Source organism: Paraburkholderia sp. EG286A (assembly GCF_040965375.1).
Taxonomy (GTDB): domain Bacteria; phylum Pseudomonadota; class Gammaproteobacteria; order Burkholderiales; family Burkholderiaceae; genus Paraburkholderia.
Window position 1 is genome coordinate 320,495 of sequence record NZ_JBFRCB010000003.1, and the last position, 25,853, is coordinate 346,347.

At 65.5% G+C, this 25,853-nt stretch carries 26 protein-coding genes; 14 read left to right on the forward strand and 12 right to left on the reverse strand.

Annotated features, from left to right (window positions below; genetic code table 11):
- The first annotated feature begins 19 nt into the window (after positions 1-19).
- The 10 genes from AB4Y35_RS14170 to AB4Y35_RS14215 all read left to right on the forward strand — a co-directional run bounded on the left by AB4Y35_RS14170 (position 20) and on the right by AB4Y35_RS14215 (position 11,082).
- Entirely contained in the window at positions 20-391 is a 372-nt protein-coding gene (locus AB4Y35_RS14170) for an SMR family transporter (protein ID WP_028204911.1), read from the forward strand.
- Positions 392-534: 143 nt separating this feature from the next.
- Complete coding sequence (locus tag AB4Y35_RS14175; RefSeq protein ID WP_368704829.1) at positions 535-1,698, forward strand: DegT/DnrJ/EryC1/StrS family aminotransferase; 1,164 nt, start codon at positions 535-537, stop codon at positions 1,696-1,698.
- A gap of 189 nt (positions 1,699-1,887) precedes the next feature.
- Positions 1,888-2,994: a glycosyltransferase gene (locus AB4Y35_RS14180; RefSeq protein WP_368704830.1), complete on the forward strand. Its 1,107-nt coding sequence runs from the start codon at positions 1,888-1,890 to the stop codon at positions 2,992-2,994.
- A complete protein-coding gene (locus tag AB4Y35_RS14185) occupies positions 2,991-3,947 on the forward strand; it encodes a formyltransferase (protein WP_368704831.1) in 957 nt (318 codons plus the stop codon). The genes AB4Y35_RS14180 and AB4Y35_RS14185 overlap by 4 nt, the downstream gene beginning before the upstream one ends.
- A complete protein-coding gene (locus tag AB4Y35_RS14190; RefSeq protein ID WP_368686376.1) occupies positions 3,944-4,993 on the forward strand; it encodes a bifunctional UDP-4-keto-pentose/UDP-xylose synthase in 1,050 nt (349 codons plus the stop codon). Before AB4Y35_RS14185 ends, AB4Y35_RS14190 begins: the two co-directional genes overlap by 4 nt.
- Before the next feature lie 24 nt (positions 4,994-5,017).
- Complete coding sequence (locus AB4Y35_RS14195; RefSeq protein ID WP_028204907.1) at positions 5,018-5,914, forward strand: polysaccharide deacetylase family protein; 897 nt, start codon at positions 5,018-5,020, stop codon at positions 5,912-5,914.
- A 145-nt stretch (positions 5,915-6,059) separates the two neighbouring features.
- Complete coding sequence (locus AB4Y35_RS14200; protein WP_368705406.1) at positions 6,060-6,521, forward strand: peroxiredoxin; 462 nt, start codon at positions 6,060-6,062, stop codon at positions 6,519-6,521.
- A 399-nt stretch (positions 6,522-6,920) separates the two neighbouring features.
- Complete coding sequence (locus tag AB4Y35_RS14205) at positions 6,921-8,762, forward strand: PhoH family protein (protein ID WP_368700930.1); 1,842 nt, start codon at positions 6,921-6,923, stop codon at positions 8,760-8,762.
- Between the two features lie 233 nt (positions 8,763-8,995).
- Entirely contained in the window at positions 8,996-10,135 is a 1,140-nt protein-coding gene (locus AB4Y35_RS14210) for a C40 family peptidase (protein WP_368704832.1), read from the forward strand.
- Between the two features lie 140 nt (positions 10,136-10,275).
- Positions 10,276-11,082, forward strand: coding sequence for an SDR family oxidoreductase (locus tag AB4Y35_RS14215; protein WP_368704833.1), 807 nt, complete (start codon positions 10,276-10,278; stop codon positions 11,080-11,082).
- Positions 11,083-11,151: 69 nt separating this feature from the next.
- Here AB4Y35_RS14215 and AB4Y35_RS14220 read toward each other — a convergent pair whose 3' ends face one another.
- The 10 genes from AB4Y35_RS14220 to AB4Y35_RS14265 form a co-directional block, all read right to left on the reverse strand.
- Complete coding sequence (locus tag AB4Y35_RS14220; RefSeq protein WP_368704834.1) at positions 11,152-12,162, reverse strand: anion permease; 1,011 nt, start codon at positions 12,160-12,162, stop codon at positions 11,152-11,154.
- Positions 12,163-12,172: 10 nt separating this feature from the next.
- A complete protein-coding gene (locus tag AB4Y35_RS14225) occupies positions 12,173-12,799 on the reverse strand; it encodes a DUF47 domain-containing protein (RefSeq protein ID WP_368704835.1) in 627 nt (208 codons plus the stop codon).
- Positions 12,800-13,004: 205 nt separating this feature from the next.
- Positions 13,005-14,387 carry a replicative DNA helicase gene (locus AB4Y35_RS14230; protein WP_069267537.1) on the reverse strand — a complete coding sequence of 461 codons (1,383 nt, stop codon included), beginning with the start codon at positions 14,385-14,387 and terminating at the stop codon, positions 13,005-13,007.
- Between the two features lie 164 nt (positions 14,388-14,551).
- Positions 14,552-15,004, reverse strand: coding sequence for a 50S ribosomal protein L9 (gene rplI, locus AB4Y35_RS14235; RefSeq protein WP_254314096.1), 453 nt, complete (start codon positions 15,002-15,004; stop codon positions 14,552-14,554).
- Between the two features lie 27 nt (positions 15,005-15,031).
- Positions 15,032-15,307, reverse strand: a complete 276-nt coding sequence (rpsR, locus tag AB4Y35_RS14240; RefSeq protein ID WP_110384466.1) for a 30S ribosomal protein S18 — start codon at positions 15,305-15,307, stop codon at positions 15,032-15,034.
- A gap of 2 nt (positions 15,308-15,309) precedes the next feature.
- Entirely contained in the window at positions 15,310-15,609 is a 300-nt protein-coding gene (gene priB, locus AB4Y35_RS14245; protein WP_028204898.1) for a primosomal replication protein N, read from the reverse strand.
- A 45-nt stretch (positions 15,610-15,654) separates the two neighbouring features.
- On the reverse strand, positions 15,655-16,026 hold the full coding sequence (gene rpsF, locus AB4Y35_RS14250; protein WP_028204897.1) for a 30S ribosomal protein S6: 372 nt from the start codon (positions 16,024-16,026) through the stop codon (positions 15,655-15,657).
- Between the two features lie 197 nt (positions 16,027-16,223).
- Positions 16,224-17,156 carry an anti-sigma factor gene (locus tag AB4Y35_RS14255; RefSeq protein WP_368704836.1) on the reverse strand — a complete coding sequence of 311 codons (933 nt, stop codon included), beginning with the start codon at positions 17,154-17,156 and terminating at the stop codon, positions 16,224-16,226.
- Positions 17,153-17,941 carry an RNA polymerase sigma factor gene (locus tag AB4Y35_RS14260; protein WP_368704837.1) on the reverse strand — a complete coding sequence of 263 codons (789 nt, stop codon included), beginning with the start codon at positions 17,939-17,941 and terminating at the stop codon, positions 17,153-17,155. Before AB4Y35_RS14260 ends, AB4Y35_RS14255 begins: the two co-directional genes overlap by 4 nt.
- A 124-nt stretch (positions 17,942-18,065) precedes the next feature.
- A complete protein-coding gene (locus AB4Y35_RS14265) occupies positions 18,066-18,974 on the reverse strand; it encodes a LysR family transcriptional regulator (protein WP_368704838.1) in 909 nt (302 codons plus the stop codon).
- Positions 18,975-19,135: 161 nt separating this feature from the next.
- Between AB4Y35_RS14265 and gcl the strand changes: the two genes are divergently transcribed.
- The 4 genes from gcl (at position 19,136) to lysM (ending at position 23,716) form a co-directional block, all read left to right on the forward strand.
- Positions 19,136-20,920 carry a glyoxylate carboligase gene (gene gcl / locus AB4Y35_RS14270; RefSeq protein WP_368704839.1) on the forward strand — a complete coding sequence of 595 codons (1,785 nt, stop codon included), beginning with the start codon at positions 19,136-19,138 and terminating at the stop codon, positions 20,918-20,920.
- An 89-nt stretch (positions 20,921-21,009) separates the two neighbouring features.
- Entirely contained in the window at positions 21,010-21,807 is a 798-nt protein-coding gene (gene hyi / locus AB4Y35_RS14275) for a hydroxypyruvate isomerase (RefSeq protein WP_368704840.1), read from the forward strand.
- A gap of 43 nt (positions 21,808-21,850) precedes the next feature.
- Entirely contained in the window at positions 21,851-22,756 is a 906-nt protein-coding gene (locus tag AB4Y35_RS14280; protein ID WP_368704841.1) for a 2-hydroxy-3-oxopropionate reductase, read from the forward strand.
- Between the two features lie 450 nt (positions 22,757-23,206).
- Positions 23,207-23,716 carry a peptidoglycan-binding protein LysM gene (gene lysM, locus AB4Y35_RS14285; RefSeq protein ID WP_069267544.1) on the forward strand — a complete coding sequence of 170 codons (510 nt, stop codon included), beginning with the start codon at positions 23,207-23,209 and terminating at the stop codon, positions 23,714-23,716.
- A gap of 87 nt (positions 23,717-23,803) precedes the next feature.
- Here lysM and AB4Y35_RS14290 read toward each other — a convergent pair whose 3' ends face one another.
- Positions 23,804-24,832 (reverse strand): asparaginase, encoded by a 1,029-nt coding sequence (locus AB4Y35_RS14290; protein ID WP_368704842.1) that lies wholly within the window; start codon positions 24,830-24,832, stop codon positions 23,804-23,806.
- A gap of 50 nt (positions 24,833-24,882) precedes the next feature.
- Complete coding sequence (locus AB4Y35_RS14295) at positions 24,883-25,809, reverse strand: CysB family HTH-type transcriptional regulator (protein WP_266228933.1); 927 nt, start codon at positions 25,807-25,809, stop codon at positions 24,883-24,885.
- Positions 25,810-25,853 lie beyond the last annotated feature (44 nt).

Consider the following 25,853-nt stretch of genomic DNA (forward strand, 5'->3'; position numbering starts at 1 on the left):
CGTTAGATCACCCTTTCCGATGAATCCGATTTCCCTCATCTGCATCCTCGCCGGCGTCGGCCTCAACGCATGCGCGCAACTGTTGCTGAAAGCGGGTGTCAATGCCGTTGGACACTTCGAATTCAGCCGTGCGAACATCTTGCCCATTGGCCTGAAGCTCGCGACGCAAGTGCCGATTCTCGGCGGCCTCACCTGCTACGTGTTCAGCGTGGTCGTGTGGATCGTCGGGCTCTCGCGCGTGGACGTCTCGATCGCCTACCCGATGCTCTCGCTCGGCTACGTGGTCAACGCGTTCGCGGCGTGGTATCTGTTCGGCGAGGTGCTGAGCGTGCAGCGGCTCGTGGGTATCGGCATCATCCTGATCGGCGTGTTCGTGCTGGCGCGCAGCTAACGCGCCGCGGCGCGCGCTTCTGGCGCGCGTGGCGAGGCCGCTTGCAGCGCAGCATATTGCGCCCATATAAGCATTTCGTAAGATGCGCCGCGGCGGCCGTGCTGCCCGGCCCCACTTTCTGACGAGCAAAGAGCAAAGCACTCATGACCCAGTCATCTCCGCAGTCGCCCCTTCCGTTCCTGCCGTTCGTGCGTCCCGAAATCGACGAGGAAACCATCCAGGGCGTCGTCGACGTGCTGCGCTCGGGCTGGATCACGACCGGCCCGCAGAACCAGGCGTTCGAGGCGGCGCTCTCCGAATACTGCGGCGGCCGTCCCGTGCGCACCTTCAACTCGGGCACGGCGACGCTCGAAATCGGTTTGCGCCTTGCCGGCGTGGGTCCCGGCGACGAAGTCATCACCACGCCCGCCTCGTGGGTCGCGACCAGCAATGTGGTCTATGAAGTCGGCGCGACGCCCGTGTTCGCCGACATCGATCCCGTCACGCGCAACATCGACCTCGACAAGCTCGAAGCCGCCATCACGCCGAAGACCAAAGCCATCATCCCGGTCTTCCTCTCGGGCCTGCCCGTCGACATGGACCGGCTCTACGCGATCGCCCGCCAGCACAAGCTGCGCGTGATCGAGGACGCCGCGCAGGCGTTCGGCTCGAGCTGGAACGGCAAGCGCATCGGTGCGATCGGCGACATCGTCTCGTTCAGTTTCCACGCCAACAAGAACCTCACGTCGATCGAAGGCGGCGCGCTCGTCCTCAACGACGAAGCCGAAGCCGTGCTCGCGCAGAAGTACCGCCTCCAGGGCATTACGCGCACGGGCTTCGACGGCATGGACTGCGACGTGCTCGGCGGCAAGTACAATCTCACGGATGTAGCGGCGCGCGTCGGCCTTGGCCAGCTCAAGCACATCGAGCGCTTCATCCGGCAGCGCCGCGAGCTTGCGCGGGCTTACTTCGCGGGCTTCGAAGGCGGCGCGGCGGTTAAGCTCGGCGTCGGCCTGCCGCTCGCCGATTTCGCCAACAGCAACTGGCACATGTTCCAGATCACGCTGCCGCTCGACCAGCTCGCGATCGACCGCGCCGGTTTCATGGGCGAACTCAAGGAGCGCGGCATCGGCTCGGGCGTGCATTACCCGGCCATCCACCTCTTCACGCTCTACCGCGAGCGTGGTTTCAAGGCGGGCATGTTCCCGCACGCGGAGCGCTTCGGCGCGAGCACGGTCACGCTGCCGCTCTTCACGCTGATGACCGAAGCCGACGTGGCGCGCGTGTGCAGCGCGGTGAACGAGATTTGCGCGAAATTTGCGAAGTAGTTGGCAAGACAGGCAGTAACGGAAGTCGGGGACGGGATAAAGCCGCCCCGACGGGCATGGGACCCGGGCCAGCGCCAAAGCGCCAATTCGGGTCGACACAGGGGAAACGCAGGCGGACGGCGCAGCGCACGCGCCGCCGTTTTGCGCATGCAGCAAACCGAAGCATCCAATAACGGAATCGACGCACACATGAGTCAAACGGAACAAGGCACCTTGACCCCGGACACGCCGGAAGTCTCGGTCATCATTCCGGTCTACAACGAGGAAGCTGGCCTTCCCGCGCTGTTCGCGCGCCTGTATCCGGCGCTCGACAAGCTCGGCACCTCGTACGAAGTGATCTTCATCAACGACGGCAGCCGCGACCGCTCGGCCGCGATGCTCGCGGAGCAGTTCCGCGCGCGGCCCGATACCACGCGCGCGATCCTGCTCAACGGCAACTACGGCCAGCACATGGCGATTCTCGCGGGCTTCGAGCAGGCCCGCGGCGAGATCGTCATCACGCTCGACGCCGACCTGCAGAATCCGCCCGAGGAAATCGCCAAGCTCGTCGAGAAGATGCGCGAGGGCTACGACTACGTCGGCACCATCCGCAAGCAGCGCCAGGACAGCCTCTGGCGGCGCAAGGCCTCGCAGGCGATGAACCGTCTGCGCGAGCGCATCACGCGCATCAAGATGACCGACCAGGGCTGCATGCTGCGCGCGTACAACCGCCGCATCATCGACACGATCAACCGCTGCGGCGAAATCAACACCTTCATTCCGGCGCTCGCCTACACGTTCTCGCAGAACCCGGTCGAGGTCGAGGTGGCGCACGAAGAGCGCTTCGCGGGCGAATCGAAGTACTCGCTCTACAGCCTGATTCGCCTGAATTTCGACCTCGTGACGGGCTTCTCCGTCGTGCCGCTGCAGTGGCTCTCGTTCATCGGCGTGATCCTCTCGCTCGGCTCGGCAGGCCTCTTCCTGCTGCTGCTGATCCGCCGCTTCATCCTCGGCGCGGAAGTGCAAGGCGTGTTCACGCTCTTCGCCATCACGTTCTTCCTGCTCGGCGTGATCATCTTCGCGCTCGGTCTGCTCGGCGAGTACATCGGCCGCATCTACCAGCAGGTGCGCGCGCGTCCGCGTTACCTGATCCAGACGATCCTCGAGGAGCGCAATGGCCGCGCCGTCGTCGATACGCCGCGCCAGGATTTCATGCAGGCCGCCGCCTTTGCGCAGCCGGCTGAACCCACGCGAGCGGCCGGTACGGCTGCACGGCCGGCCACCACGAACCCGGCCAACGAAGGAGCCGGCCAATGAAACCGCGCGCCGTTGTCTTCGCGTATCACAACGTGGGCGTGCGCTGTCTGCAGGTGTTGCTCGCGGGCGGCGTCGACGTGGCGCTCGTCGTCACGCATGAAGACAGCCCGACCGAAAACATCTGGTTCGGCAGCGTGAAGTCGGTGGCCGAGGAGCATGGCATCGAGGTCGTCACGCCCGCCGACCCGAAGAGCGCCGAGCTGCGCGCGGCCGTTTCCGCGGCGCGCCCGGACTTCATCTTCTCGTTCTACTACCGGCACATGCTGCCCGTGGACCTGCTCGCGCTCGCCGGGCGCGGCGCGTACAACGTGCACGGCTCGCTGCTGCCGAAATACCGCGGCCGCGTGCCCACGAACTGGGCCGTGCTCAACGGCGAAACCGAAACGGGCGCCACGCTGCACGAAATGGGCGCGAAGCCCGACGCGGGCGCGATCGTCGCGCAGACCCCGGTGCCGATCCTGCCCGACGACACCGCCGCGCAGGTCTTCGACAAGGTGACGGTCGCCGCCGAGCAGACGCTCTGGCGCGTGCTGCCCGCGCTGATCGCGGGCGAGGCGCCGCATCTGCCGAACGATCTCACGAAGGGCAGCTACTACGGCGGGCGCAAGCCGGAGGACGGCCGCATCGATTTCGGCGAGAGCGCGCAGCACGTGTACAACCTGATCCGCGCCGTCGCGCCGCCCTATCCGGGCGCGTTCACCGAGATCGGCAACGAGCGTTTCGTGATTGCCCGCGCGCGTCTCGTGCGCCCCGGCTCGCAAGACGCCGAAAGGGTCCGCCCCCTCGCCGGATTGCCCGCCGGCATCCACGTAAGCGATAATGCGCTTTTCGCCGTCTGCGGCGACGCACGCGCCATCGCGATCCACGAACTGCGGCACCAGCACGATGGTCAAGAAACCGTCGTCAGCCCTGCCGCGTTCTCCGAACTCATTTCATCTGTCCCCCGTCCATGACCAAAAAAGTTCTGATCCTGGGTGTGAACGGCTTTATCGGCCACCACCTCTCCAAGCGCATCCTCGAAAACACGAACTGGGAAGTGTTCGGCATGGACATGCAGACGGATCGCCTCGGCGACCTCGTCAAGCATGAGCGGATGCACTTCTTCGAAGGCGACATCACGATCAACAAGGAGTGGGTCGAGTACCACGTCAAGAAGTGCGACGTGATCCTGCCGCTGGTCGCCATCGCGACGCCCGCCACCTACGTGCAGCAGCCGCTGCGCGTGTTCGAGCTCGACTTCGAAGCGAACCTGCCGATCGTGCGTTCGGCTGTGAAGTACCGCAAGCACCTCGTCTTCCCGTCGACCTCGGAAGTCTATGGCATGTGCTCGGACGAGCAGTTCGACCCGGACGCGTCGGCGCTGACCTACGGCCCGATCAACAAGCCGCGCTGGATCTACGCGTGCTCGAAGCAGCTGATGGACCGCGTGATCTGGGGCTACGGCATGGAAGGCCTGAACTTCACGCTGTTCCGTCCGTTCAACTGGATCGGCCCGGGCCTCGACTCGATCTACACGCCGAAGGAAGGTTCGTCGCGCGTCGTGACGCAGTTCCTCGGCCACATCGTGCGCGGCGAGAACATCAGCCTCGTGGATGGCGGCGCGCAAAAGCGCGCGTTCACCGACATCGACGACGGCATCGAAGCGCTCATGAAGATCATCGAGAACAAGGACGGCGTCGCCACGGGCAAGATCTACAACATCGGCAACCCGACCAACAACTTCTCGGTGCGCGAGCTCGCGCACAAGATGCTCGCGCTCGCCGCCGAATTCCCGGAATACGCGGAAACGGCGAAGAAGGTGCAGCTCGTCGAAACGTCGTCGGGCGCGTACTACGGCGCGGGCTATCAGGACGTGCAGAATCGCGTGCCGAAGATCGACAACACGAAGCAGGAACTCGGCTGGGCGCCGAAGTCGACCTTCGACGAAGCGCTGCGCAAGATCTTCGAAGCGTACCGCGGCCACGTCGCCGAAGCCCGTGCGCTCGTCGAGCAACACTAAGCGTTAGAGAAAGGTCCTCGCCTCTTGGCTCGCATCGTCCTGAAAATCGACGTCGACACGCTGCGCGGCACGCGCGAAGGCGTGCCGAATCTCGCGCGCATCTTCGACCGCTACAAGGCACGCGCCACGTTCCTGTTCAGCCTCGGCCCCGATCACACGGGCTGGGCGCTGCGCCGCGTATTGCGGCCGGGCTTTCTCAAGAAGGTCTCGCGCACCTCGGTGGTCGAGCACTACGGCGTCAAGCAGCTGATGTACGGCGTGCTGCTGCCGGGCCCCGACATCGGCGTGGAAGCCGCGGCGGAAATGCGCGCGATTCACGAAGCCGGCTTCGAGTGCGGCATCCATACGTGGGATCACGTGTACTGGCAGGACAACGTGCGCAAGCGCGACGCGCAGTGGACTGCGCGCCAGATGCAGAAGAGCCACGACCGCTTCACGCGCATCTTCGGCACGCCGCCCGTCACGCACGGCGCGGCGGGCTGGCAGATGAACGAGGCCGCCTTCGAGCAGATCGACACGTGGGGCATGCGCTACGCCTCCGACGGGCGCGGTCATTCGCCCTACCGTCCGGTGGTGGCGGGCCGCACGCTGAACCACGTGCAGATGCCCACCACGCTGCCCACGCTCGACGAGGTGCTCGGCGTGGATGGCGTTGATACCGATACGGTCGCCGCCTGGATGCTCAAGCGCACCGAAAACAATCCGCACGACCAGGTCTTCACGCTGCACGCCGAACTCGAAGGCCAGAAGCTCGCCCCGGTGTTCGAGCAGCTGCTCGCCGGCTGGCGCGCGCAAGGCCACACGTTTGCCACGATGGGCGACTACCATGCGACGCTGGACCCGGATTCGCTGCCATCGTACCCTGTCACCTGGGGCGAGATCGCCGGCCGCTCCGGCCAGCTGATCGTTCAGCCCGACTGAATCCGCCGCCCGCGCGCCGCTCAGTGCCTGCCAGGACCCACGCCCGCGCAACACCCCCGCCGCGGGCGGCACGCCGTCCCGGCGAACCGGCGCCGCGCGCTGCGGCAACGCCAGCCAATAACAAAGGGAGAGCCACGTGCCTGACGTGACCATCGCAGTCGACCACCCCGTTCCCGACTTCACCGCCCCCGCTACCGGCGGCGACTTCACGCTGTCGAACCTGAAGGGCAGCAAGGTGGTGCTGTACTTCTATCCGAAAGACAACACGCCGGGCTGCACGACCGAAGGCCTGCAGTTCCGCGACCTCTCTCCGAAGTTCAAGAAGGCCGGCGCGCAGATCGTGGGCGTGTCGCGCGACAGCGTGCGCTCGCACGATAACTTCAAGGCCAAGCTCGAACTGCCGTTTACCTTGGTATCGGATGCCGACGAAGCGCTGTGCACGCTCTTCGACGTCATCAAATTGAAGAAAATGTATGGCAAAGAGGTACGAGGGATCGAACGCTCGACCTTCCTGATCGACGCAACCGGCGTGCTGCGCCAGGAGTGGCGCGGCATCAAGGTCCCGGGCCATGTCGAGGAAGTTCTGGAGGCTGTACAAGCGCTTTGAGGAGCGTTATATTGGGCTGCAATGAGTGCCTGTCCAACCCTTTTTACGTCGCGTTGCGGCGGTTTCGCAGCCGGTCATGGAATGACCGGAAGTGCGTATCCGAGGCAACGGGACAACACCGAAGTGAAGCCGCTTGCCTCGTCATCCGGGGCGGCGGCTTTTTTGTTTGTTCGATGCTGTTCTCTCCCGCTTTTCTCCCCGTTCGTGCCGGCTTTGCGACCCGGCGCGCGCAAACGTCAAGGAGCTGATCGAAAACCAGGCGAACCGGCATTTTCTGACCTGAGCGCGCACCTTGCGCAGTAACGGCGGAGGCCTACCCGGCACCCGCACGCACCGCCCGAAAGCGCGCCTTACTGGGTAACCCCGCGACCACTCGACCCGATTTTTTCGAGGGACACCATGCCTTTGCCTACTCCCCCCAGCAAGCTCGGCAACCTGCTGCCGCCCGAAGAATACAAGGCGCGTGCCCGCACGACGCGCAGCACACGCAAGGCCGCGAGCGAGAACGACGCGGCCGACGTTGCAGAATACGGCCCCGGCAGTGTCGCCGAGCCGATGACGCAGGCCGCCAACGCCGCGACCACCTTGCGCACGGTGCCGCTTTCGAGCGCCAGCGCCGAACTGGCCGCGCTCGAACCGGTCGCACCGGCGCCCGCGCGCAGCAAGCGCAACAACAGCAAGCAAGTCGCGGCCGCGCTGCTGCAGCCTCTCGAGGCACGCATCGAAGCTGACGACACGCCCGTGGCGCGCGGCGGCAAACCCGCCTCGGCCAAAGCCTCCGGCGGCGCTGCTGCGCCCGCCGCGCGCGCCGGCGCGAAAAAACGCGTGCATCCCGAAGAGAGCACCGAAGTCCAGAAGCTCTTCGTGCTCGACACGAACGTGCTGATGCACGACCCGACCTGCCTGTTCCGTTTCGAGGAACACGACGTCTATCTGCCGATGATGACGTTGGAAGAACTCGACAACCACAAGAAGGGCATGTCGGAAGTGGCGCGCAACGCGCGCCAGGTGAGCCGCACGCTCGACCAGCTGGTCGCCAATGCGGGCCCGATCTCGGAAGGCATTTCGCTCGGCCGCCTCGGCAGCCGCGAGGCGCTTGGACGCCTGTACTTCCAGACCACGCTCACGCATATCGATCCGGTCGACGGCCTGCCCCAGGGCAAGGCCGATAACCAGATCCTCGGCGTGGTGCGCGCGCTGCAGCGCGACCGGCCGGACCGCCTCGTCGTGCTGGTGTCGAAAGACATCAACATGCGCATCAAGGCCCATGCGCTCGGCCTGCCCGCGGAAGACTACTTCAACGACCAGGTTCTCGAAGACAAGGACCTGCTCTACTCGGGCGTGCGCGCGCTCCAGCAGGACTTCTGGTCGAAGCACGCCAAGGGCATGGAGTCCTGGCAGGACACCAAGACCGGCACGACGTATTACCGCGTGACGGGTCCCGAGTGCCTGTCGATGCTCGTGAACGAGTTCGTCTATCTCGAGCCGCAGAACGGCGAACCGGCGTTCCATGCGATCGTGCGCGAACTCAACGGCAAGACGGCGCTCCTGCAGACGCTGCGCGACTATGGCCACCACAAGAACAACGTGTGGGGCATCACGGCGCGCAACCGCGAGCAGAACTTCGCGCTGAACCTGCTGATGAACCCGGAGATCGACTTCGTCACGCTGCTCGGCCAGGCCGGCACGGGCAAGACGCTCGTCGCACTCGCGGCGGGCCTCGCGCAGGTGCTCGACGAGAAGCGCTACAACGAGATCATCGTCACGCGCGCGACCGTGCCGGTCGGCGAGGACATCGGCTTCCTGCCGGGCACCGAAGAGGAAAAGATGCAGCCGTGGATGGGCGCCTTCGACGACAACCTCGAAGTGCTCCAGAAGACCGATGACGCCGCCGGCGAATGGGGCCGCGCCGCGACCCAGGAACTGATTCGCTCGCGCCTGAAGGTCAAGAGCATGAACTTCATGCGCGGCCGTACGTTCGTGGACAAGTATCTGATCATCGACGAGGCGCAGAACTTGACGCCGAAGCAGATGAAGACGCTCGTCACGCGCGCGGGTCCGGGCACGAAGATCGTGTGTCTCGGCAACATCGCGCAGATCGACACGCCGTATCTGACCGAAGGCAGCTCCGGCCTCACCTACGTGGTGGACCGCTTCAAGGGCTGGGCGCACAGCGGCCACGTGACGCTCGCACGCGGCGAACGCTCGCGGCTTGCCGACTACGCGTCCGATATCCTGTAATCCATTCGCCGGGCGCCGCCTTTCGCGGGCGCCGTGCAGATGGCGAGGACCGTATCCGGGGCACCGGATACGGTCCTTTTTTATTGCCCGGGCGTCCCCCAGGCACAACAGTTGGCGCACGAACTTCAAGTAAGTTGTGAAGAATTGTTGCGGAAGCCGTGACGGGCGGGCTACCATCCGCCCATGACCCGTTTTCCCGATGGCGCACGCGTTGCGTGCGCCACCTCCGTTTCATGCGTCGACTCTGGCTTCCGCTTCTGATCGCAGTCCTGCTTGCCGCGTGCTCCAGCGCGCCGCAAAAGGTATCGCGCAGCGGCTCCTCTTCCAGCGAAAACGCGTGGCGCACCAAGCCGCCGGGCTTTCCCAATTTCGTCGATCACAGCGTGGGCCGCGAGGAAATCTCGATCCAGGCGATGGGCCTCGTCGGCATTCCGTATCGCTGGGGCGGCAATACGCCCGATAGCGGCTTCGATTGCAGCGGTCTCGTCAAATACGTGCTTGCACGCTCGGCCTCGGTGGACTTGCCCCGCACCACGGCCGACATGAGTATGCGCGGCGAAACGATCGAGCCTGACGAGATTGCCGCCGGCGACCTCGTGTTCTTCAATACGACGGGGCGGCCGCATTCGCACGTCGGGATCTACGTCGGCAACCTGCGCTTCGTCAACGCGCCTTCGACGGGCGGCACGGTGCGTCTCGACTACCTGACCAACCCCTACTGGGCCAGGCGCTTCGACGGCATCCGCCGCATGGCGCCGCCCAAACGCACGCCGTTCGAGACGCCGACCTGGGAAGCGTCTGCGCCGCCTGAACGCGTGCCTGGTGCGAACGCCGCGCCACCGGCTGCCGCAATGGCCAGCGTCGCGCCGGCTGCGGCGGCGCAACCCGCGCCGCGAGCCGTGGCCGCAAGCCAGAACCGCATCGTCGCGGCACCGCAGCCGGTCTATGCGGCAACGCCGGCCACCACGCCGACGGCATCCCCGGCCGCCCCCGCCCCGGCTGACGCGTTCGAACCGCCGCCTGCCTCGCTCGGCGCGGCGCAAACGCAGGCACGCGACGCGGGCGCGCTCGCACCCGCGGTTGCGCCCGGCAACAACACGCCTGCGTTCGCTGCTACCCCCGCTGCCAGCCCCGCCGCCAGCGCCCCGCGCGACGCCATCGACGCCGCCGCCGACGCCTTCGAGCCCCCGCCGCCCACGGCAAGCGCAGCGGCGCGCCAGGCCGGCCAGGTGGGCTCGGCACCGATCCAGGCGGCGTCGCCGGCCGCGGGTGGCGCGCAGATCATGCGCGCCTCGACAGCCGGCTCAACCGCGCCCGCCCCGACCCAGTCCAGCGACGACCCCATCGCGCGCTTTGCCAACGGCGGCGACTGAAGCAAGCGGCGCCGCCGCGTCGCCGAGCAGCACGTGGCTCCTGGCCGGACGGCTAAGCATGCTTCCAGCGGTTTGCGGCGCCCCGCGCCTCTGCTATCGTTTTGGGACCGTTTTTCATACTTTCGCGCAGCGAGGCGACGATGGATCTTGGACTCAGCAAGAAGGTGGTACTCGTGACGGGCGGCAGCAAGGGCATTGGCCTTGCCTGCGCGCGCGCCTTTGCGCAGGAAGGCGCCCGCGTGGCGATCGTCTCGCGCGACCCCGCCAATCTCGCGCGCGCCCGCGAGCAGTTGGCGAGCGAAGGCCTGCACGTGCACCTCACGCGCGCGGACCTGCACGAAGCGCATAGCGCCGCCGACGTGGTCGAGGAAGTCTCCACCGCGGTCGGCCCCATCGATATCCTCGTCAACAGCGCGGGCGCGGCACGCCGCTACGACCCGGAAACGCTCGATGCAGACGCGTTCAGGGCCACGATGGAGGCGAAATATTTCCCCTACATCTACCCGCAGCAGGAAGTGCTGCGCCGCATGGTGCAGCGGATCAAGTCGGGCGAGAGCATGGAGCCCGGGGCGATCGTCAATATCATCGGCATGGGCGGCAAGTTCGCGAGCGACATCCATATCGCGGGCGGCGCGGCCAACGCGGCGCTGATGCTCGCGACCGTGGGCCTCGCGCACTATCACGCGCGCTACGGCATCCGCATCAACGCGATCAATCCCGGCGCCACGCTCACGGAGCGGCTGCAGGAGGCCGTTCAGCTGGAGGCGCAACGCGCGGGCGTCGGCGCGCAAGAGGCCTTGGCGAGCGGCGAATCGAAGGTGCCGCTCGGGCGCTATGCAAAGCCGGAGGAAATTGCCGATGTCGCGCTCTTCCTCGCGAGCCGCCGCGCGAGCTACGTCACCGGCGCGCTCATTCCAATGGATGGGGCGAGCACGCCGCTGATCTAAATCTGAAGCGCCCGCCAGCGTGCGGGCGAGGCCTTAAAAGCACTGCGGCGCCCGAAGGCGCCGCAGGTTTTACATGAAGCGGTGACCGAGCCACCACGCGGCCGCGGCCAGCGTGGCCGAGGCCGGTATGGTCAGCACCCAGGCCCAGACGATGTTGCCCGCCACGCCCCAGCGGACCGCGCTGAGCTTTTGCGTCGCGCCAACGCCGACAATTGCGCCGGTGATCGTGTGCGTGGTCGAAACGGGAATGCCCAGCGACGAAGCCGTGAAGAGCGTGAGCGCCCCGCCCGCCTCTGCGCAGAAACCGCCCACCGGTTTGAGCCTGGTGATCTTCTGCCCCATCGTGCGCACGATGCGCCAGCCGCCGAACAACGTGCCGAGCCCCATCGACAGATAGCAGCCGCCGATCACCCAGATGGGCGGCGCGTCCGAGCCGATCGCCGAGTAGCCCGTTGCGATCAGCAGCATCCAGATGATGCCGATGGTCTTCTGCGCGTCGTTGCCGCCGTGGCCGAGGCTATAGAGGCTCGCGGAAAGCAGCTGCAGGCGCCGGAAGCGCCGGTCGACCTTGCTGGGCGGCGTGCGGAAGTACAGCCACGACACCGTGAGCATGAAGAACGAACCCAGCACGAAACCGAGCAGCGGCGAGATGAAGATGAACGCCACGGTCTTCATCAGGCCGTCGAAGTTGAGCGAGGCCCAGCCCGACTTCGCGAGCGCCGCACCCACGAGACCGCCGATCAGCGCGTGCGACGAACTCGACGGAATGCCGTAGTACCAGGTGAGCACGTTCCAGCCGATCGCGCCCATCAGCGCCCCGAACACCACGTAGTGGTCGACGATATCGGGGTCGATGGTGCCCTTGCCTACCGTCTGCGCCACCTTCAGGTGGAACACGAAATAGGCGATCACGTTGAACATGGCGGCGAAGGCCACCGCCTGCTGCGGCTTCAGAACACCCGTGGACACGACCGTGGCGATGGAATTCGCCGCGTCGTGAAAACCGTTCATGAAGTCGAAGACGAGAGCGATGGCGACCAGCGTCGCGACCGCCCAGAGAGCGAGTTGTATCGATTGCATCGCAGGGCGCTCAGGCGTTCTCTAGCACGATGCCTTCGATGATGTTCGCGACATCCTCGCACTTGTCCGTGATCGCTTCGAGCAGTTCGTAGATGGCCTTCAGCTTGATCAGGTTCTTGACGTCGTCTTCCTCGCGGAAGAGCTTCGAAATGGCCGCGCGCAGCAAGCGGTCGGCGTCGGATTCGAGGCGGTCGATGTCTTCGCAGGCCTGCAGGATCTCGCGCGCCTGCTTCATGTCGGCGAGCAGGCCCACCGCCAGCTGCATGCGCTCGGCCGTGGCCGTCACCACGTGCGCGAGCTGGCTCGCCTCGGCGGTCACGGCTTGCACGTCGTAGAGCGAAATGGCGGTGGCGACGTCCTCCATGAGGTCGAGGCAGTCGTCCATCGTCGTGATCAGCTTGTGGATCTCGTCGCGGTCGAGCGGCGTGATGAAGGTCTTGTGCAGCAGGTCGATCGCCTCGTGCGTGAGCTTGTCGGCGGCCTTTTCGGAGGCCTGCACATTCTGCTTGTGGACCTCGGCGTCGGCGAGGTTATCGATCAGGAGTTCGAGTTCGCGGCTCGCGGAAACGATGCATTTCGCATGCGCATTGAAAATCTCGAAGAACTTGCCCTCGGTGGGCATGAATCGACCGAACATTGGTATCCCGGAAATTGGTCTCGGATTGCCGTCACGAAGCGGTGACTTCGCGGTCACTTCGCGGCAATCAGGCGGCAAAATAAGCGACAGAGATGGCTGTCATAAAACGGCAATATTGTATCGTCAGGCGAGAGCTGCCGCATGGATCGGCAGCCGCCAACGCGGCATTTGCGCCACTATGGCGCAAGCCGCGCAACGCTTTGCGTTATTCGCCGTAGAAGGTCTGTGCCCCGGCAAAATTATCGAACTTTGTGTATTGGCCGTGGAACGTGAGGCGAACGGGTCCGATCGGACCGTTACGCTGCTTGCCGATGATGATTTCGGCCGTGCCCTTGTCGGGACTGTCGGGGTTGTAGACTTCGTCGCGATAGATGAACAGGATGACGTCCGCGTCCTGCTCGATTGCGCCCGATTCGCGCAGGTCCGACATCACCGGCCGCTTGTTCGGGCGCTGCTCCAGACCGCGGTTCAGCTGCGAGAGCGCGATCACCGGCACGTCGAGTTCCTTCGCCAGGCTCTTGAGCGAGCGCGAAATTTCCGAGATTTCGGTCGCGCGGTTCTCGCCCGTGCCCGAGCCGCTCATCAGCTGCAGGTAGTCGATGATGATGAGCCCGAGCTTGCCGCACTGGCGCGACAGGCGCCGCGCGCGCGAGCGCAATTCCATCGGGTTCAGGCCGCCCGTTTCGTCGATGAAGATCTGCGCCTCGCTCATTTTCTGCACGGCGTGCGTGAGCTTCGGCCAATCTTCGTCGGTGAGGCGGCCCGTACGCATGCGATGCTGATCCAGACGGCCCACCGACCCGAGCATACGCATGATGAGCTGCGTGCCCGGCATTTCCATCGAGAACACCGCCACCGGCAGACCGTACTCCACGGCCACGTACTCGCCGATGTTCATCGAGAACGCGGTCTTACCCATCGAGGGGCGCCCGGCCACGATGATCAGCTCGCCGCCGTGCATGCCCGACGTCATGCGGTCGAGGTCCATGAAGCCCGTAGGCGTGCCCGTCACGTCGCTCGGGTTGGCCGTGTGATAGAGCGTGTCGATGCGCTCCACGACCTGCGTGAGTAGCGGCCCGATCTCGAGAAAGCCCTGGGTGCCGCGCGCGCCGTCTTCGGCGATCGAGAACACCTTCGACTCCGCCTCGTCGAGCAGCTGGCGCACTTCCTTGCCCTGCGGGTTGAAGGCGTCGGCAGAAATTTCGTCGGCGACGGAAACGAGGCGGCGCAGCACCGCGCGGTCACGCACGATTTCCGCGTAGCGGCGAATGTTCGCGGCGCTCGGCGTGTTCTGCGCGAGCGCGTTCAGGTACGCGAGGCCGCCCACGTCATCCGCTTTGCCCGAGGTGCCGAGCGCCTCGTACACCGTCACCACGTCGGCCGGGCGCGTGGCGGCGATCAGCCGGCCAATGTGCTCGAAGATGATGCGGTGGTCGTAGCGATAGAAGTCGCTTTGCGAGAGGAAGTCGGCAATCCGGTCCCATGCGCCGTTATCCAGCAGCAGGCCGCCGAGCACCGATTGCTCGGCTTCGATCGAATGCGGCGGGACTTTCAGCGAGTCGAGTTGGGGATCTTTCGGAGCGTTCATGGAGGGCAATTATCGGACAAGGGGGTGCCTCGAACAAGCTTGAAAACTTGCAACGAGCGTAGCGTCCAGACAGCGCACAACAAAAAAGGCAGAAGCCCTGCGGCTCCTGCCCTTCCTGAGTCTTGCGTCAAACCGCGCGGCCCGCGAGGGCCGCACGTGGGTACTTAGGCGTGCTCGCCCAGCACCGACACCGTGACGTCGACGACGACGTCGGTGTGCAGCGCAACCTGCACCGGGTGGTCGCCCACCATCTTCAGCGGGCCTTCCGGCAGACGCACTTGCGCCTTTTCCACTGCGAAGCCTTGCTTCGTGAGCGCAACGGCGATGTCCGCGTTCGTGACCGAACCGAACAGGCGGCCGTCCACGCCGGCCTTCTGGCCGATCTGCACGGTCAGGCCGTTCAGCTTTTCGCCTTCGGCTTGAGCTGCTGCCAGCTTTTCAGCGGCGACCTTTTCGAGTTCTGCGCGGCGGACTTCGAATTCAGCGATTGCGTCCTTCGTAGCACGGCGTGCCTTCTTGTTCGGGATCAGGAAGTTACGTGCGTAACCGTCCTTCACCTTGACGATGTCGCCGAGGTTACCCAGGTTGACGACTTTTTCCAGAAGAATGATCTGCATTCTATTGCTCCTTATCGCGTCGTCTTATTAGGCCTTGTGCTGGTCGGTGTACGGCATCAGCGCGAGGAAACGCGCGCGCTTGATAGCCGTGTCCAGCTGACGCTGATAGTGGGCCTTCGTACCCGTCAGACGAGCCGGCGTGATCTTGCCGTTTTCGCCGATGAAGTCCTTCAGCGTATCGAGGTCCTTGTAGTCGATCTGCTCGACGCCTGCAGCCGTGAAGCGGCAGAACTTCTTGCGCTTGAAGAGCGGGTTTTGTTGCTGACGACGCTTGTCGAATTTCTTACCAGTCGGGCGGGGCATGATTAGTCCTTTCCTGTGCCTTGCATTTCGGTGATGTGAAACACCAGGGTTCGCGCATTGCGGTGCTTTTTCGCCAGAAAACCGGTGAAGAGCGCTTCCACGCCCATCTCACAGCTTTCTACGAGACCGCAGGCTTTGCCGGCCGCCACCGCGGGCATCGTGAGTTCGACGAAGCGGGGAATGCCGGCTTCGACGACCTCCGTGCGGTGCTGCAACGTGACGCTTGCGATCGGAACGCCGGCGGGGGTATACCGCACCGGTTCGCGTTCGACGACGCTAGCGGTAAGTTGAAGCCTGTTCACGCGGGGTTGGCTATGACTTTGCTCGAATCCTGATGGCTTACGTACTTAAGCCTGCGCTTCGGTCGGCTGGGCAGCCGCCTTCTTGGCTTCTTCGCGCTGCACTTCCTTCATCATCGGCGACGGGCCGGTTTCGGCCTTCTTCATCTTGACGATGAGGTGACGCAGAACAGCGTCGTTGAACTTGAACGCGTGTTCCAGTTCGTCGAGCGTGGTCTGGTCGCATTCGATGTTCATGCAGACGTAGTGAGCCTTCGCGAGTTTCTCGATCATGTAGGCCAGTTGACGACGGCCCCAGTCTTCGATGCGGTGGATCTGGCCACCGTGCGAGGTGATCGTGCCCTTGTAGCGCTCGATCATGGCGGGCACTTGCTCGCTCTGATCCGGGTGCACGATAAAGACGATTTCGTAATGACGCATGTATCACTCCTTGTGGATTAAAGCCACCCGGGCGTCGGAACCGGTGCGGCAAGTGAGAAGCCGAAGATTCTAGCGCGGATGGGCTACGCACGCAAGACAGATCGTGCGTTCGGGCGATGAATCGGGCGTGTTTTCAATGACTTGCGCGGCGGGACGCGTACTGAAAGCGTCCCACCGCGCCCGTGTGGCGCGCAGGCCTAGCTGCCGGCCGCCTCGCTCGCGCCGCCCGCGAGACGGGCGTCGAGCGCCGCGCGCAGGCCGTCGAGCGCGTCCGCCCCGGCGTCCGACACGGCCCACCAGGTCATGCCCGCCGCCTGCCAGCGCAGGAGTGCGTAGCCTTCGCTCGAACTCTGCGGCGGGGCGCCCGAGACGGCCGGTCCGCTCGCGCCCGGCGGGAACACATAGACATCGATCACGTGCTTGCCATGGTGATAGACGAGCACGGCGACGCGTTCGCGCCCCACATAATCGAGACGTCCGCCCGCGAGCGCAAAGCCCTGTTGCGCGAGATCGAAGACCGGCGGCGCGTAGTCGATGCGGCCGTTGAACCATGGCTTCACGGTATGGCGGTCCGTCGAGATCACGTCGATATCGCGGCCCGAAATCTGGGCCCGCACGTGGCTCGACACGAGATCGTCGACGAAGGCCGTCTCAGCGGCCGGGCGGCGCAGATGCAGCGTGGCGATCACCGCCAGCGCACAAAGGATCAACACCGCGCAGCCGAACCACGCGAGCGTGGCCGCGTGCGGCCCCGCGTTGGCGGACGCAGCGCCCCAGCCACGACCGCCCGCGATGCCACGCGCCCCGCCGCCGCTTCCCGGCCACCAGTTGCGCAGCCAGGCGCGCCAGCCGCCCGAGTCGCGCGCGGGGGTTGGCGAAGGTGTTGCCCTTTCAGGCGCCGCAACCGTTTCGGTCGCCGGCAATGCCGCGACGATGCGCGCAGCCAGCCCAGCCGGTGCGCGATGGTATGGCGCGGAGCGGATCATTCGAGAGATGGCCTGCGCATCGTCGGCGACACGGCGGCACTGCTCGCAGCCCGCGAGGTGCTCGCGTACTCGCCATTCGTCGGCGGCGGAGAGTTCGCGGTCGACGCTCGCGTCGACCAGCGGGCGCGCTTCGTTACAGTTCATCGGGCGCCTCCGTCGTTCGGGCCTTCGGTTTGAGAGCGAGAGCGCAACGGCGCTCCGCCGTCGGCGGCCGGCTCCTCGCGGAACCGACCGCCGCTCCCCCGGCCGGATGGTCTCCTGGCTTGACTGCTTCCCCCGACTCCTGCCCTGTCGTCCGCGCAGCCATGGGCGCGGACAACTGAATCGTCGGCAGTCTCATCGACTGCACTACCCGCCACTGCCCTGTTGCGCTCGCCGCCGTGGTACGCCGCCAGTAGCGTCGCCAACCGTCTGCGGCCACGCGCGAGCCGCGACATCACGGTGCCGAGCGGCAGATCGGCGATCGCCGCGATCTCGCGATAACCCAGCTCCTCCAGCTCGCGCAGCACCAGTACTTCCCGATACTCCACCGGCAGGCGCCTGAGCGCATCCTGCACATAACGGGTGTCTTCGGCGCGGATCGCGAGCGTCTCGGGATCGACGCCGCCCGTTTCCCAGCCTTCGAGCGGCGCGTCGTCGCGCAACTCGTCGAACGGCGCCACTTCTTCCGCGCCCGCGCGCCGCCGCCATTCGTCGTACCAGACGCGCCGTACGATCGCGAGGAGCCAGGGGCGGGCTTCATCGCCGCGAAACGCGTCAAAGAAGCGGAACGCCCGCAGAAACGCCTCCTGAACGATGTCTTCCGCGTCGCCCGGGTTACGCGAGAGCCAGCGCGCGAGGTTGTAGGCCGCATCGAGATGCGGCAGCGCCAGCGCCTGAAAGCGGCGGCTGCGTGCGGCCTCATCCTGCTCGTACGCGGTTTCTCCCACGTCGTCCCCTCGCGTCTTCGTTTGGCTTGCGCGACCGTGGCCGCATAAAGGCACTACCGAAGCTCGGGCCAGTTTATTCCCGCTCCGTGCGCACGAAAACGAAAAATAAATGCGAAGCGCGCGATTACGCGCCGGCCCAATACCCCGGCCGCGCGTAGACCTCCTTGAGGTAGTCGATGAAGTAGCGCACGCGCGCCGGCACGTAGCGCTGCTGCGGATACACCGCGAGGATGTCGTAATCGGGCAGCGCGTATTCGTCGAGCACCGTTTCGAGTTCGCCGCGCGCGAGCTGGGCGTCGATCTCCCAGGTCGAACGCCAGCCGAGGCCGAGGCTCTCGGTCACCCAGCGGTGCAGCAGCTCGCCGTCGTTACAGTCGAGCGTGCCGCCCACGCGCACGGTGACGAGCTTGCCGCCGCGGCTGAAGTACCAGCCGCGGTTCTGGCCGCCCTGCAGGTTGAACGCCAGGCAATTGTGGTTCGGCAGGTCTTCGAGCGCTTTCGGCCGCCCGTGCTTGCGGAAATATTCGGGCGTGCCGCACACGACGCGCCGGTTGGTGGCGAGCTTCACAGCAACGAAGTTCGGGTCCACCGCGCCGCCGATGCGAATCGACAGGTCGTAGCCCTCGCGCACCAGATCGACCACACGGTCGGTGAGATTGAACGACACCTGCAGTTCGGGCTTGTCGGCGAGAAACTCGGGGGCGAGCGGCGCCACGTGCTTGCGCCCGAACGCCGCCGGCGCCGAGACGATCAGATGGCCGCTCACCACCTGGCGCCCGGCGGACAGCTCGTTTTCGGCCTGGTCCCAGTCGGCGAGCAGCCCGCGGCAGCGTTCGAGAAAGGCCGCGCCCTCCTCGCTCACCACGAGCCGCCGCGTGGAACGGTAGATGAGCTTCACGCCGAGGCGCTTTTCCAGCGCGTCGATACGACGCCCGAGGATCACCGGCGAGACGCCTTCCTCGAGCGCCGCCGCCGCGAGGCTGCCCGCGTCCGCGACGCGCACGAAGGTTTCGATCTGCTTGAAGCGGTCCATTGCTTGTCTCCATCCAGCCGGAAGCCGCATCCCGCCGGAATTCCATACTTTTTGTTTCGGAATAAACGACCTGGACTGATCTTATCAAACCTTTCCTGCGCCCCTAAAGTGGGCCTCAACGCATCGCCATTCCTCGCATACGAGACATTCAGGAGACAATCATGGCCAAAATGAGAGCCGTCGACGCCGCTGTTCTGGTGCTCGAAAAAGAAGGCATCGACACCGCTTTCGGCGTGCCGGGCGCAGCCATCAATCCGTTCTATTCGGCGATGAAAAAGGCCGGCGGCATCACGCACGTGCTGGCCCGCCACGTCGAAGGCGCCTCGCACATGGCCGAAGGCTATACGCGCGCCACGCCGGGCAACATCGGCGTGTGTATCGGCACCTCGGGCCCCGCGGGCACCGACATGATCACGGGCCTCTACTCGGCCCAGGCCGATTCGATCCCGATCCTCGCGATCACGGGCCAGGCGCCGCGCGCCCGCCTCTACAAGGAAGACTTCCAGGCCGTCGACATCGAGTCGATCGCCAAGCCCGTCACCAAGTGGGCCGTGACCGTGCGCGAGCCGGCGCTCGTGCCGCGCGTGTTCCAGCAGGCGTTCCATCTGATGCGCTCGGGCCGTCCGGGTCCGGTGCTGGTCGATCTGCCGATCGACGTGCAGCTCGCCGAAATCGAATTCGACATCGACACGTACGAGCCGCTGCCGGTCTACAAGCCGAAAGCGACGCGCAAGCAGATCGAAGCCGCGCTCGAGATGCTCAACGCCAGCGACAAGCCGCTGATCGTCTCGGGCGGCGGCGTGCTCAACGCAGCCGCCGAAGACCTGCTCGTGCAGTTCGCCGAAACCGTGGGCGTGCCCGTGATCCCGACGCTCATGTCGTGGGGCGCGATTGCCGACGACCATCCGCTCATGGCCGGCATGGTCGGCCTGCAGACCTCGCACCGCTACGGCAACGCCACGATGCTCGCCTCCGACTTCGTGCTCGGCATCGGCAACCGCTGGGCGAACCGCCACACGGGCAGCGTCGAGGTGTACACGAAGGGCCGCAAGTTCGTGCACGTCGATATCGAACCCACGCAGATCGGCCGCGTGTTCGGCCCCGATCTCGGCATCGTCTCGGACGCGAAGGCCGCGCTCGAACTGTTCGTCGAAATCGCCAGGGAATGGAAGGCCGCGGGCAAGCTGAAGGACCGCAGCGCGTGGGTGGCCGACTGCCAGCAACGCAAGCGCACGATGCTTCGCAAGACGCACTTCGAGAACACGCCGATCAAGCCGCAACGCGTGTACGAAGAGATGAACAAGGCGTTCGGCCGCGACACCTGCTACGTGAGCACCATCGGCCTGTCGCAGATCGCCGGCGCACAGTTCCTGCACGTGTACAAGGCGCGCAACTGGATCAACTGCGGCCAGGCGGGCCCGCTCGGCTGGACGATTCCCGCGGCACTCGGCGTGCGCGCAGCCGATCCGACGCGTCCCATCGTGGCGCTCTCGGGCGACTACGACTTCCAGTTCATGGTCGAAGAGCTGGCCGTGGGCGCGCAGTTCAAGCTGCCGTACGTGCACGTGGTCGTGAACAACTCGTATCTCGGCCTGATCCGCCAGGCGCAGCGCGCGTTCGACATGGACTTCTGCGTGCAGCTCGCGTTCGAGAATATCAACGCGCCTGAAGTGAACGGCTATGGCGTCGATCACGTGACGGTCGCCGAAGGCCTCGGCTGCAAGGCCCTGCGCGTGTTCAAGCCCGAAGAGATCGCCCCGGCGCTCAAGCAGGCCCAGGCGCTCGCCGCCGAGCACAGCGTGCCGGTCGTCGTCGAAGTGATTCTCGAGCGTGTGACCAACATCTCGATGGGCACCGAGATCGACGCGATCAATGAGTTCGAGGAACTGGCCGAAAAGCCCGAGCACGCGCCGACTGCCATCAGCGCGATGAATGCCCTCGACTGAGCGCTTTCGAGCCCGCATCACGGGCAGCGCGCAAGGCATCGGCGCGCTGCCTGACTTCCTTTACTGACCGACCAGCGAGACCCAGCACCATGCCAAAATTCGCCGCGAACCTCACCATGCTGTTCAACGAAGTGCCCTTCCTCGACCGCTTCGCAGCGGCCGCACAAGCGGGCTTCGACGCCGTGGAGTTCCTGTTCCCGTATCCGTACAAGGCCGCCGAGCTGGCCGAGCGCCTCGAGGTCAACGGGCTCAAGCTCGTCCTCCACAACCTGCCCGCCGGCAACTGGGAAGCGGGCGAGCGCGGCATTGCCTGCCTGCCCGAGCGCCGCGGCGAGTTCCAGGAAGGCGTGGGCCGCGCGATCGACTATGCGAAGGCGCTGAAGGTGCCGCAACTGAACTGCCTCGTCGGCATTCCGACGGCCGGCGTCGATCGCGACACGGCGCTCGCCACCATCGTCGAGAACCTGCGCTACGCCGCGGGTGAGCTCAAACGCGAAGGCATCCGCCTGCTGGTCGAGCCGTGCAACTCATACGACATTCCCGGCTTCGCGCTGAACCGCTCGGCCGAAGCGCTCGACGTGATCGAAAAGACCGGCTCGGACAACCTGTTCCTGCAGTACGACATCTATCACATGCAGCGCATGGAAGGCGAACTCGCCGCGACGATCAAGAAGCACTTCGCGAAGATCGCCCACGTCCAGCTCGCCGACAATCCTGGCCGCAACGAACCCGGCACGGGCGAAATCAACTACCCGTTCCTGTTCGATCTGCTCGACTCGCTCGGCTACGAAGGCCACATCGGCTGCGAGTACAAGCCGCGCACGACGACCGTCGAGGGCCTCGGCTGGCTGCGCAGCGCGAAGCAGCGCACCGCCGAACTCGCCTGAGCCCCTACGCACATTCACGCATTCGCTTTCACGGAGACACAAGATGGCAAAGATTGGCTTTATCGGACTCGGCATCATGGGCGCGCACATGGCGCGCAACCTCATCAAGGGTGGCCACACGCTCGCCGTGAACGGCAAGTATCCGGTACCCGACGACCTGCGCACGCAAACCGAAGTCGTCGCCGATTCGACGGCTGTCGCGAAGGTGTCGGACATCGTCATCGTGATGGTGCCGGACACGCCTGATGTCGCCAACGTCCTGTTCGCCGACGACGGCGTCGCCAAGGGTCTCTCGGCCGGCAAGCTCGTGATCGACATGAGCTCGATCTCTCCGCTCGAAACGCAGCAGTTCGCCAAACAGATCAACGCGCTCGGCTGCGACTATCTCGACGCGCCGGTCTCGGGCGGCGAAGTCGGCGCACGCGAAGCCACGCTGACGATCATGGTGGGCGGACCGCAGAAGTCGTTCGATCTTGCCAAGCCGCTGTTCGATCTGATGGGCAAGAACATTTCGCTCATCGGCGACAACGGCGCGGGCCAGACCTGCAAGGTGGCGAACCAGATCATCGTCGCGCTGAACATCGAAGCCGTGGCCGAAGCGCTGCTGTTCGCGGCACGTTCGGGCGCGGACCCCGAGCGCGTGCGCAAGGCCCTGATGGGCGGCTTCGCTTCGTCGCGCATTCTCGAAGTGCACGGCGAGCGCATGACCAGGCGCACGTTCAATCCGGGCTTCCGCATCGAGCTGCACCAGAAGGACCTGAACCTCGCGATCGACGGCGCGCGCAAGCTGGGCATCGCGCTGCCGCATACGGCGAGCGCGCAGCAGCTCTTCAGCGTGTGCGCCGCGAACGGCGGCAAGGCATGGGACCACTCGGCCATGATCCGCGCGCTCGAAATCATGGCGAACTTCGAGATCGCCGAGCCGCAAACGCAAGTGAAGGCGGCTTGAGTTTTAGCCGTAGCAGGCAGCAGGACGGCGGTTTGCGCGACGCAACGCGCGGACCGCCCGCAGAACCGGATCACGCATACCGGCTCGCGCGCAACGACTGAAGCGCACGAGCCTCCCGTGGGGCGCTTCGCGGCGGCGGCAACCGCCGCGAGGCAAATCGGTGCCGCTCTGGGCTGAGGGCGGCCAGTGGGGTCCGAAAGCGGCGCCCGGTGACGACGGGGAAGCCTTGGTCGGTCAGACGTCGTCATCGGGTGTCCGCGTGTCGGATGCCCGTTTTTCTTTGCCCTCTCTTTTCTCTCCCCGATTTCACACTCTTTGACGCTGCCCCGATGGACGCCTTCGCGGCCGCGTTTCTAGAATTGTGCTTTCATCCGGCTGTCACGCAGACGGGTCAAGGTGGACACGACGCGTGACCACCCAGTCATTTCCAGCACGTGAGGAGTGTGATCGATGGGCATTATCAATTTCATCAAGGAAGCAGGCGAAAAACTGTTCGGCACGGCTGCAGCGCCGGCCGCCGCCGCGGAACCCGCCGCCGCACCAGCAGACCCCGCAGCGAATCTCGCCGAACTGAACCAGAAGGCCGGCGACGCGATCGCGGCCTATATCCGCTCGCAGGGCCTCGACGCCGACAACCTCGGCGTGACCTACGACGGCGTCTCGCACACGGTGACGGTCACCGGCAACGCCGCCGACCAGCCGACGAAGGAGAAGATCCTCGTCGCGGCCGGCAACGTGCAGAACGTCGACAAGGTCGACGACCAGATGACCGTCACGAACCCCGCGCCCGAAGCGCAGCACCACACGGTCGTTGCCGGCGACAACCTCTGGAAGATCGCCGAAAAGTACTACGGCAGCGGCGCGAAGAACGACGCGATCTTCGAGGCGAACACGCCGATGCTCAAGAGCCCGGACAAGATCTATCCGGGTCAGGTGCTCGTGATTCCGCCGCTGCAGTAAGCGCGGCGCCACGCACGCACGGCAAGAAACGCAACGGGCCTGGCGGAGCGATCCGCCAGGCCCGTTTCTCCTTGTGCGCGGCCAGCCTCAGTACGTGTCGAACACGTCCTGCAGTCCCGCCTTGTCGGTCGTGCCCGCTGCCAGCGCGAGCAGCAGCAGCACACGCGCCTTGTACGGGCTGAGCGTGCCCGACGAGACGAAGCCGAGCGTATCGTCCTTGGCCGCGCCGTTGTGCATCACGTGACCCGAGCCGACGCGCGAGGCACGCACGACGGCCACGCCCTTGGCGGCCGCTTCGGCCAGCGACTGCTGCAACGCGCCGTGAATCGAGCCGTTGCCGGTGCCGGCCACGACGAACCCATCCACACCGGCGGCGACGAGCGCTTCGACCGCCGCGCGCGACACGCCCGCGTAGCTCGTCACGATCTCGACCTGCGGCCATTGCGCCGACGCCGCAAACGGCGCATCGACCGTATGCGGGCGCAGCGCGCGGCGCTGGAATTCCACGCGGCCATCCTGCACCCAGCCCAGCGCGCCGATTTCCGGCGACTGGAAGGCATCCACCGCGTAGGTGCTGACCTTCGCGACGTCGCGCGCGCAATGAATGCGGTTATTGAACGCCACCAGCACGCCCTGCCCGGCCGCGGCCTCGCTCGCCGCGAGCGTGACGGCATTGAGCAGGTTGAGCGGGCCGTCGGCGGAAAGCGCCGTGGCGGGCCGCATGGCCGCCGTCAAAATACATGGCTTCGCGCTCTTCACCGTGAGATGCAGCAGGTACGCGGTTTCTTCGAGCGTATCGGTGCCGTGCGTGATCACCACGCCGTCGACGTCGTCGCTGGCGAGCAGTTCGTTCACGCGCTGCGCGAGCGTGGTCCACAGCGCAAGCGACATGTCCTTGCTGTCGATGCTCGCGATCTGCTCGGCATGGATCTGCGCGATGGCGTCGAGGCCCGGCACCGCTGCGAGCAGTTGCGCGACGCCGATCACGCCGGCCTGGTAGCCCGCGGTGTTCGCGGCGTCCGCGGCGGAGCCCGCAATCGTGCCGCCGGTGGCGAGCACGGCGATGCGCGGCAGCGTGCTGGGCGCTGCCGCGGAAGAGGAAGTGGAAGTATTCATGGCGGCGATTTTAAGCGATCCGCCGCCCGCCGAGAAAATCAGCGCGCTTTTCAGGTTGCCTCGCGCAGCTGGCTCGCGATCTGCTGCTCGGTCAGCTGCGGCGCGAACATTTCGATGAGCCGGTACGCGTACTGGCGCAGGAACGCGCCCTTGCGCAGGCCCACGCGGGTCGTGCTCGCGTCGAAGAGATGCTCCGTGTCGAGCGCGACGAGTTCGCTGTCGCGCTTCGGGTCGTAGGCCATCGCCGCGACGATGCCCACGCCCATGCCGAGTTCGACGTAGGTCTTGATCACGTCCGCGTCGATGGCGGTCAGCACCACGTCGGGCACCACGCTCGCCTTCGCGAACGCCTGGTCGATATGCGAGCGGCCCGTGAAGTCCTGGTCGTAGGTGATGACCGGATACTCGGCCACGTCTTCGAGCGTGAGATTTTCGCGGCCCACGAGCGGATGCGTCTTCGGCACGACCACCACGTGATGCCACGAGTAGCACGGGAACGTGACGATATCGGGGAAGCGGTCGAGCGCCTCGGTCGAGATGCCGAGGTCGGCCTCGCCGTTGATGATCATCTGCGCGATCTGCTGCGGATTGCCCTGGCGCAGCGCGAGGTGGACCTTCGGAAACACTTCGCGGAACTGGTGCACGACCTTCGGCAGCGCGTAACGCGCCTGCGTGTGCGTCGTCGCGACCACGAGGTGGCCGCTGTCCTGGTCGGCGAACTGGCGCGCGACGCGGCGCAGGTTCTCGGCGTCGAGCAGCATGCGCTCGATCAGCTGATGCACGGCCTTGCCCGGCTCCGTGAGGCCGGTCAGACGCTTGCCGCGGCGAATGAAAATGTCCACGCCGAGTTCGTCTTCGAGATCCTTGATCTGCTTGGAGACGCCCGATTGCGACGTATACAGCACGTTCGCGACTTCGGTCAGGTTCATGTTCTGCCGCACGGCTTCGCGCACGAAGCGCAACTGCTGAAAATTCATGGTCTTCTCTCCGGGACTGCTGACCGATTATTCGTTTTTGTCGA